Raw genomic sequence first — 9,231 nt, forward strand, 5'->3', positions numbered from 1 at the left:
CATCCTCGTCCAGGGCAAGCGGGATGCACAGGCCGCCAAGCGCTTCCTGACCAGGCTTGTGCGTGCCGACAACCTGCCTCACTCTATGCGACCTGCGCGTACTCATGGATGAGGCTGTTGAGTTGGTCGCGCCGAAGGAATGGGCTCGGTGCCGCCCCCCTGCCCGCTGTCCGGCGCACGGACCACGCCGTCACCGAATGTTTCGGAGTGTTTCCGAGTGCTTCCGGTGGATGCCCCCCTTGTGGATCATCGCGTCTGACCTGCGCCTTCGAATTTGCTTCGACACGTCCGCGCTCACAGTCTTGTCAGGGACATGTATGCCTTCTACAGTCCCGTTCGAACCGATTGATGGGAGCGCTCCCATTCACGGAAGGAGGGAAGCACTCCCGCCGGTCGGCCCCCGCACCCGCTTGGAGAGGTCCCCCGCATGCGACGGTTACCGCACCGAACCCGCGCCGTACGCGGCCTGCTCGCAACACTGCTCACCGCTCTCGCCACGGTCGCGGCGCTGGTGACCGCGACGGCGCCGGCGCAGGCCGACACCACGATCTGCGAACCGTACGGATCGACCACGATCCAGGGGCGCTACGTCGTCCAGAACAACCGCTGGGGCACCAGCGCCACCCAGTGCGTCACCGCCACGGACACCGGCTTCCGGGTCACGCAGGCCGACGGCTCGGTGCCGACCAACGGCGCCCCGAAGTCGTACCCGTCGGTCTTCAACGGCTGTCACTACACCAACTGCTCGCCGGGAACCAACCTCCCGGCGCGGATCAGCGGCATCTCCGGCGCGCCCAGCAGCATCTCCTACGGCTATGTCAGCGACGCCGTGTACAACGCCTCGTACGACATCTGGCTGGACCCGACGCCCCGGACCGACGGCGTGAACCGGACCGAGATCATGATCTGGTTCAACAAGGTGGGCCCGATCCAGCCGATCGGCTCCCAGGTCGGCACGGCCACCGTGGGCGGGCGCACCTGGCAGGTGTGGTCCGGCAGCAACGGCTCCAACGACGTGCTGTCCTTCGTCGCCCCCTCGGCGATCAGCAGCTGGAGCTTCGACGTCATGGACTTCGTCCGGCAGGCCGTCGCGCGCGGAATGGCGCAGGACGACTGGTACCTGACGAGCGTCCAGGCGGGCTTCGAACCCTGGCAGAACGGTACGGGGCTCGCGGTGAACTCCTTCTCCTCGACCGTCAACACCGGCGGCGGCACCCCGGGCGACCCCGGCCCCGGCGGCCCGGTGGCGTGCACGGTGTCGTACGCGACGAACGTCTGGCCGGGCGGCTTCACCGCGAACGTCACCGTGAAGAACTCCGGTTCGTCCGCCGTCGACGGCTGGAAGCTCGCCTTCACCCTGCCCTCCGGGCAGCGCATCACCCACGCCTGGAACGCCACCGTCACTCCCTCCTCGGGCGCGGTCACGGCGAGCGGGCTGAACAGCAACGCGCGGATCGCGCCCGGCGGAAGCCAGAGCTTCGGGTTCCAGGGAACCTACAGCGGCACCTTCGCGCAGCCGAACGGCTTCAGCCTGAACGGCACCGCCTGCACGACCGCGTGACGCGACCGGCGGGCCGCGCCCGCCGTGTCCCTCTGCTCCGGGGCCTGCTCTTCCTCCCTGCACCGACAGGGCGGGCCCCGGGGCCGCCCCCTGCCGGACCGTCCCGGAAGGCCCGTCCGCATGAGCCGCTCGCCGTCCCCCCGCCGCCCGGCGATCATCGCCGCGCTGTGTGCCGTGGCCCTGTCCCTGACCGGGCTCACCGGCGCCGCTCCGCCCCCGGAGCCGTCCTCGACCGCCGCTCCGCCCTACCAGGACCCGTCACTGCCGGTGGCGGACCGCGTCGACGACCTGCTGTCCCGGATGTCGCTGGACGACAAGATCGGCCAGATGACGCAGATCGAGAAGGACGCGCTGGTCCCGCAGTCCGACCTGGCCACGTACCGGATCGGCTCGGTGCTCTCCGGCGGTGACTCCACGGTCAGCCCCAACAACGCCCGGACCTGGGCCGACACGTACGACTCGCTGCAACGCACCGCCCTCGGCACCCCACTGGGCATCCCGATGATCTACGGCATCGACGCCGTGCACGGGCACAACGCGGTCCGCGGCGCGACGGTCTTCCCGCACAACATCGGCCTCGGCGCCACCCGCGACCCGGCGCTGGTCCAGCGCATCGGCCGGGCGGTCGCCGAGGAGGTGGCGGGCACCGGCATCGACTGGTCCTTCGCGCCCTGCCTGTGCGTGGTCCGCAACGACCGGTGGGGCCGGACCTACGAGTCGTTCGGCGAGAAACCCGAACTGCCCACCTCCATGGCCACGTTCGTCACCGGCATGCAGGGCGGGACCCTGGGCGCCGACCCGGCCTCGGTGCTCGCGACCGCCAAGCACTACCTCGGCGACGGCGGCACCACCGGCGGGGTCGACCAGGGCGACACGGAGCTGTCCGAGGCCGAGCTGCGCGCGGTCCACCTGCCGCCGTTCCAGGAGGCGGTGCGGCGGGGCGTGGGCTCGGTGATGCTCTCCTACAGCAGCTGGAACGGGGTGAAGTCGCACGCCCACAAGTACCTGGTCACCGACGTCCTCAAGGGGGAGCTGGGCTTCACCGGGTTCGTCGTCTCCGACTGGGCGGCGATCGACCAGCTCGACGGCCGGAGCGGCTTCACCGCCGCCGAGATCACCACGGCCGTCAACGCGGGCGTCGACATGGTGATGGTGCCGCACGACTACAAGAAGTTCCTGAGCCTGCTGCGCGGCGAGGTGAGCGCCGGCCGGATCTCCATGGCGCGCGTCGACGACGCCAACCGCCGCATCCTCACCAAGAAGTTCCGGCTCGGCCTGTTCGAACGCCCCCTCACCGATCGCTCCTTCACCTCGCAGGTCGGCTCCGCCGAGCACCGGGCGCTGGCCCGGGAGGCCGTACGGGCCTCGCAGGTGCTGCTGAAGAACGACGGCGGCGTCCTGCCGCTGGCGAAGAACGCCAAGCTGTTCGTCGCCGGCAAGTCCGCCGACGACATCGGCAACCAGAGCGGCGGCTGGACGGTGGGCTGGCAGGGCCGCAGCGGCCCCGTCACCGAGGGCACCACCATCCTGCAGGGCATCCGCGCCACCGTCACCGACCCGTCCCGGGTGACGTACGACCGCTACGGCAACGGCATCGACGGCAGTTACACGGCCGCCGTGGCCGTCGTCGGGGAGACGCCCTACGCGGAGGGACGGGGCGACCGGCCCGGGAGCATGGGGCTGGACCAGGAGGACCTGCAGACCCTCGCCCGGCTGAAGGCGAGCGGCGTGCCGGTCGTCGTGGTCCTGGTCTCCGGGCGTCCGCTCGACATCGCCGACCGACTGCCCGACTGGAAGGCGCTGCTGGCCGCCTGGCTGCCCGGCACCGAGGGAAACGGCGTGTCCGACGTGCTGTTCGGCGACCACGCCCCGACCGGCAAGCTGCCCGTGACGTGGATGCGCAGCGCCTCCCAGCAGCCCATCAACGACGGCGACGGCAAGACCCCGCTCTTCCCGTACGGCCACGGCCTGTCCTACGACACCGCACCGGACCCGGAACCGGACCCCACGCCGACCCCTGAGCCCCAGGCGTGCACCGCCCAGTTCCGGCTCGCCTCCTCCTGGTCGGGCGGCTACCAGGCGGAGGTCACCGTCAAGAACACCGGGACCGGACCGCTGACCGGCTGGTCGGTCGAGTGGGACCTGGACGGGTCGGCCGTCACCAACCTCTGGAACGGCACGCTGTCGGTGGCCCAGGGCCGGGCCACCGTCCGCAACACCGCCCACAACGGCGCCCTCTCACCAGGCGCCACCACCTCGTTCGGTTTCACCGCGAACGGCACCGCGGGCGCCCCCGCCCCGCAGTGCACCGGCTCCTGAAGCCCCCGCCCGTCCGGCCGGTGCCCACCCCGGACGGGCGGGTTCCAGCTCCCTCCACTTGTCATGATCGGTTCGCTATCGGGACGGGAGATCCCATGACCTTACGCAGCAGATTCGTCTCCTTGGCCGCGGTACTGGCCACCCTGCTCGGAGGACTCGGCCTGAGCTTCCTCTGGCAGAACAACGCGCAGGCGCACGGCGTGGCGATGATGCCCGGCTCGCGCACCTACCTCTGCCAGCTGGACGCCATCACCGGCACCGGTGCGCTGAACCCGACCAACCCGGCGTGCAGGGACGCGCTGAGCAAGAGCGGCTCGTCGGCGTTGTACAACTGGTTCGCCGTCCTCGACTCCAGGGCCGCCGGACGAGGCCCCGGTTACGTACCGGACGGCACTCTCTGCAGCGCCGGTGACCGGTCTCCGTACGACTTCTCCGCCTACAACGCGGCCCGCGCCGACTGGCCCCGGACGCATCTGACGTCCGGAGCGACGATCAAGGTGCAGTACAGCAACTGGGCCGCCCACCCCGGTGACTTCCGGGTCTACCTCACCAAGCCCGGCTGGTCGCCCACGTCCCAGCTGGGCTGGGACGACCTGGAGCTCATCCAGACCGTCACCAACCCGCCCCAGCAGGGTTCACCGGGCACCAACGGCGGCCACTACCACTGGGACCTGAAGCTGCCCTCCGGCCGCTCCGGCGACGCGCTGATCTTCATGCAGTGGGTGCGTTCGGACAGCCAGGAGAACTTCTTCTCCTGCTCCGACATCGTCTTCGACGGCGGCAACGGCGAGGTGACCGGCATCCGGAACCCGGGCGGCACCCCGACCCCGACCCCGACGCCGACTCCCACGCCGACGCACACCGGTTCCTGCATGGCCGTCTACAACGTGGTGAACTCCTGGAGCGGCGGCTTCCAGGGCTCCGTCGAGGTGATGAACCACGGGACGTCACCGCTCGACGGCTGGGCCGTGCAGTGGAAGCCGGGTCCCGGCACCCGGATCAGCAGTGTGTGGAACGGCTCCCTGGCCACCGGATCCGACGGAGCGGTGACGGTGAAGAACGCCGATCACAACCGCGTGATCAATCCTGACGGGAGCGTGACGTTCGGCTTCACGGCCACGTCATCGGGCAACGACTTCCCGGTCGGCACGATCGGCTGCGTGGCGCCGTAGCGTCCGTCCCGCCGACCGGAAGCGCCGTGCCAAGGCGACGTACGGGTGCGACAGCCGACAAGCAGGGCCGGGTCTTCCCGAGGAACCCGGCCCTGCGCACGCCTGTTCGTGACGAGGGCGCGCCGTGTGCTCGCGGACGTGGTGGACCGGAGCAGGGGCATCCTGCTCACCGAGGCCGGGCTGGGACTGCCGGCGGTGGTCCTGCTGGTCCACACGATGCCGCCGGAACCGCTGCCGATCGGCAACTCGCGACCGTTCTCCCGCGTCGAGATCCGGGCGATGCTGCGTGCGGCCCGGGCGCCGCGCGGCAGGAAGCCCCATGCCCGCGGCTCCTTGGACACGCCGAGGATCCGCTCGAACGCGGCGGACGGCGCCAGGGGGTTCGGTGCGGACCGCCTCCATCACCGTGGCGACCGGCACGGCCTGCCGGCCGAGCAGGCGGGCCGCCGCACCGCCGGTGCTTCCGGCGAGTCGGGGAAGCCGACGCCGGCCTCCTACTGCCGCTCGACCTCTCGGCGCTGCTCGCCGGTCTCGTCGTAGCGGGCGGCGGCGGTCGCCTGGTGTTCCCGCTCATCGCGGGAGCTGTCCATGATCTCCACGACCTTCACCCTCCTTCGAAGGCGCGGAACGGCACGAAACGGGGTCACCGGCCCCGTGGGAGAGGTGCTCGGCCCGTCCGGCGGTCGCCTCCGGCGGGAGCCCTGCCCCATGTCCGGGCGCGGCGGCTGTGAGTTCGTAGCCGTGTCGTGTGCCGGGCTGCCATGGGCCGGCGCCTGCGGCCGGCGGGCGGTGGCAGGACGGGGATGCCGGCGCTCAAGGGGAGGGACGTGACCGGACGACCTGCGAGCCGCCGTCCGCAAGACCGGGACATCTGACGCTTTCAGGTCTCGTCGGAGCGGATGGGGGATGAGCGAGCTCTGCGATGGGCAGGAGGCGTGTGCTGCTCGGACGACTTCCACATGCTCGACGAATCGAGGGGTTCCCATGCACGATCTCGCGGACTCGGTCGAATCGATGGAACAACTCGCTGCCGCCTGGCGGGTCATGGTCCTCGACCGAGATCCGGATGCGGATGTCCGCGACCTTCCGGGCATCGCCGTCCGCTGGGCCGACTGCCGGTTCGCCTTCTGGAACTGCGTCACGCTGACCGAGGTCGGCACGGACGCCGGACTCCTGGAGCAGCGCCTGAACGAGGCGGCGAAGATCATGCGGTCGAAGAAGCGTCCGGGTTTCCTGTGGGTCTTCGAGGACCTCCTCGACGACGAGGCACGCGCAGTGCTCGGGACGGCGGCCGGGAAGGCGGGCCTCGTGCACGCCTTCCCCGGCACGGGCATGGCAGGAGACCTGTTGCCCGTCCCCGAACCGACCCACCCCGACCTGACGTTCGTACGCGTGACCGCCGACGAACACCTGCAGGCCTTTGCGGACATCAACTCGCGTGCTTACGGCTTCCCGCTGGAGGACGGTCGTGACGGTCTCGCCCGCTCCACGCTGTGGAAGAACCAGGTGTACGCCTACCTGGGCGTACGGGACGGCACCCCCGTGTCCTGCGCCGCCACGATGGAGGTGGAGGGCCGTCTCTTCGTCATGCTCGTCGCCACCGATCCGAAGCGGCAGCGCCGGGGCTACGCGGAAGCGGTGACGCGAAAGGCACTGCACGAGGGCGCCCGCGCCACCGGAACGACCCGGGCGACCCTGCACGCGACCGCCGCCGGGGCCCCTGTGTATCCGCGTATCGGCTTCGAGCCGAACTCCCCGATGCGCTTCTACGCCCTGAAGGACTGACCCGGAGGGCGGCGTGGGGCGAGGCCGGATCCGGAACCGTGATGCGGTGTCGGCGCCTCGGCCGCAGCCCGCCGCATGGCCATCGCCGGTCCCCACCCACCGCGAGGGGGACCGGCAGCCGTACCCGTGGAACCGACGCTCCGTCGCGCTGCGTCGGCGTCCGTGCCCGGCAAGGCACCCCGGCGGCCGTGAGGCAGCCGCACGGCCTCCCTCAGGGGCAGGTGGTGTCCGCAACGGTGAAGTAACCGACGGGCGACTCCTTCAGAGTGCGGGTGACGAAGGTGTTGTACAGACCCATGTTCTGGCCGGAGCCCACGGCGTAGGTGAGGCCGCCGCTGGTCGTGGCGCGTCCCGCCTGGACGTGGGCGTAGTTGGTGGCGGTCCAGCAGGCGGCCGTGGCACCGGTGGTCCGCGCGGTGACGGCACCGGAGAGCCGTCCCGTCCTGCCGTCGGCGCCGAGGGCGGCCACCGCGTAGGTGTGGGAGGAGCCCGGGGACAGCCCGGTGTCGGTGTACGACGTCGAGCCGGACGTGGCGATCGGGGAGCCGTCGCGGTGGACGGCGTAACCGGTGGCGCCGTCGACCGGGTTCCAGCTCAGGCCGATGCTGGTGTCGGTGGTGCCGGTGGTGGCCAGACCGGTCGGAGCGGGCAGCGAACCGGGCTCGGAGCCGGGATCCTCCAGGCCGAAGAACCGTGTGATCCAGTAGCTGGAGCAGATCGAGTCCGGGAAGTACGCGGCTCCGGTGCTGCCGCACTGCTGGGTGCCGCTGCCCGGATCGACCGGAGTGCCGTGCCCGATGCCCGGGACGCGGTTCACCTCGACGGCCACCGATCCGTCTCCGGCCAGGTACTCCTCGTGCCGAGTGGAGTTCGGGCCGATGACCGAGGTGCGGCTCGGGGTCTGGGGCAGGCCGTGCAGCGCGGTCCACTGGTCCCGGAGTTCGTCGGCGTTGCGTGGGACGACGGTGGTGTCCCGGTCGCCGTGCCAGACGGCCACGCGCGGCCACGGGCCGGACCACGAGGGATGGGCGTCGCGAACCCGCTCGGCCCACTGGGCGGGGGCGAGGTCGGTTCCGGGGCTCATGCACGAGTACGCGCCGAGGACGTCGTCGGCACAGCCGTAGGGCAGTCCGGCGACGACCGCGCCGGCCCGGAAGACGTCCGGGTAGGTGGCGAGCATCACCGACGTCATGGCGCCTCCGGCGGACAGGCCGGTGACGTAGGTCCGCCGGGGGTCCGCGCCGAAGGCGGAGACGGTGTGCGCGGCCATCTGGCGGATGGAGGCGGCCTCGCCCCGGCCTCTGCGGTTGTCACCGGTCTGGAACCAGTTGAAGCACTTGTTGAGGTTGTTCGAGGTCGTGGTCTCCGCGAACACCACCAGGAACCCGTACCGGTCGGCGAGTTCGGGAAGCCCGGAGTGGTCGGCGTAGCCCTGGGCGTTCTGCGTGCAACCATGCAGCGCGAACACCACCGCCGGGTTCGGGGCCGGGGAGGCGGGCCGGTAGACGTACATGTTCAGCTGACCGGGGTTGGTGCCGAAGCCGGTGACCCCGATCAGTCCGGCCGCCGCGTGGGCGGCCGGTGCCGGACCGGTCAGAGCCGCTCCGAGCGCGAGGACCACCACGACCACCAGGCGGGACAGCAGAGCTCGCCACACGCGTTCCGCCGGGTGCGGCAGCGGATCGGCGGACGGCGGCGCTGAAGAGGCGGGGCACGGTGGGGCGGCGGCTCCCCGTGTCGGCGGCGACTGCATGGCGGCTCCCTCGGGTGCTCGGGTGGGGGGACACCGGATCACTCCGCCGATGCGGAACGGCGGGAGCGGTCCGGTGCCCGGCACCGTAGGGGTGGTTCGACGAACGACGGTATGGCGTGGGGCACCACAGCCTGTCCGGCACGATGTGCACACGGACGGGTTGTGCCGCCACACGCCGTCTGCTATCCGGACGCCGGTGGGCGCGTCCGGACACGAGGGCACGAGCAGCTCCGCGCCGACGGGGGTGAGCACGGCGACGGCCCCCTCGCACGAGGCCGGGTCCCGCGTCCGCCGCAAGGAACCCGGCACCGTTCGTCTCGTTCCGGGCATGTACGGTCGAAGTCGGGGAATGCGCTCTGTCGTCTGCCGACGGTGGAGTCGCTGGACAGGAAGGGTGCATCATGACGATGACGACCGTGCGGACCGACGAGATCACCACCGGGATGCCGGAGACGGCGGATCCGTCGAAGGTGGCGCCCAGGGACGCGCGGGAGTTGTCGAAGCTTTTCTTCCGGCAGCTGGCGGTACTGGAGGAGGGCACGCCCGAGTACCAGTACGCGCGCAACACGCTGATCGAGATGAACATGTCCCTGGTCCGCTTCGCGGCCGGCCGGTTCCGCAGCCGCGGGCCGGAGGAGATG

The 9,231-nt window shown here is 71.1% G+C and carries 6 protein-coding genes and 1 pseudogene; 6 read left to right on the forward strand and 1 reads right to left on the reverse strand.

Features of this window, described 5'->3' with window-relative positions; all coding sequences use genetic code 11:
- The first annotated feature begins 427 nt into the window (after positions 1 to 427).
- From RIM90_RS28345 to RIM90_RS28365, 5 genes are all read left to right on the forward strand, one after another.
- Entirely contained in the window at positions 428 to 1,561 is a 1,134-nt protein-coding gene (locus tag RIM90_RS28345; protein WP_309063604.1) for a cellulose binding domain-containing protein, read from the forward strand.
- A 120-nt stretch (positions 1,562 to 1,681) separates the two neighbouring features.
- Positions 1,682 to 3,880, forward strand: a complete 2,199-nt coding sequence (locus RIM90_RS28350; protein WP_309063605.1) for a glycoside hydrolase family 3 N-terminal domain-containing protein — start codon at positions 1,682 to 1,684, stop codon at positions 3,878 to 3,880.
- Between the two features lie 95 nt (positions 3,881 to 3,975).
- A complete protein-coding gene (locus RIM90_RS28355; RefSeq protein WP_309063606.1) occupies positions 3,976 to 5,052 on the forward strand; it encodes a lytic polysaccharide monooxygenase in 1,077 nt (358 codons plus the stop codon).
- Positions 5,053 to 5,178: 126 nt separating this feature from the next.
- Positions 5,179 to 5,592 (forward strand): hypothetical protein, encoded by a 414-nt coding sequence (locus tag RIM90_RS28360; protein WP_309063609.1) that lies wholly within the window; start codon positions 5,179 to 5,181, stop codon positions 5,590 to 5,592.
- A 444-nt stretch (positions 5,593 to 6,036) separates the two neighbouring features.
- Positions 6,037 to 6,837 (forward strand): GNAT family N-acetyltransferase, encoded by an 801-nt coding sequence (locus RIM90_RS28365; RefSeq protein ID WP_309063607.1) that lies wholly within the window; start codon positions 6,037 to 6,039, stop codon positions 6,835 to 6,837.
- A 211-nt stretch (positions 6,838 to 7,048) separates the two neighbouring features.
- On the opposite strand, the gene RIM90_RS28370 is transcribed toward RIM90_RS28365, so the two are convergent.
- Entirely contained in the window at positions 7,049 to 8,590 is a 1,542-nt protein-coding gene (locus tag RIM90_RS28370) for a PHB depolymerase family esterase (protein ID WP_375165590.1), read from the reverse strand.
- A gap of 401 nt (positions 8,591 to 8,991) precedes the next feature.
- On the opposite strand from RIM90_RS28370, the pseudogene RIM90_RS28375 reads away from it, so the two are divergent.
- A pseudogene (locus tag RIM90_RS28375) lies at positions 8,992 to 9,231 on the forward strand (RNA polymerase sigma factor SigF); the annotation flags it as partial.

Origin of the sequence: Streptomyces sp. (genome assembly GCF_031181555.1) — a bacterium.
In the GTDB taxonomy this organism is placed as follows: Bacteria; Actinomycetota; Actinomycetes; order Streptomycetales; family Streptomycetaceae; genus Streptomyces; species Streptomyces fimbriatus.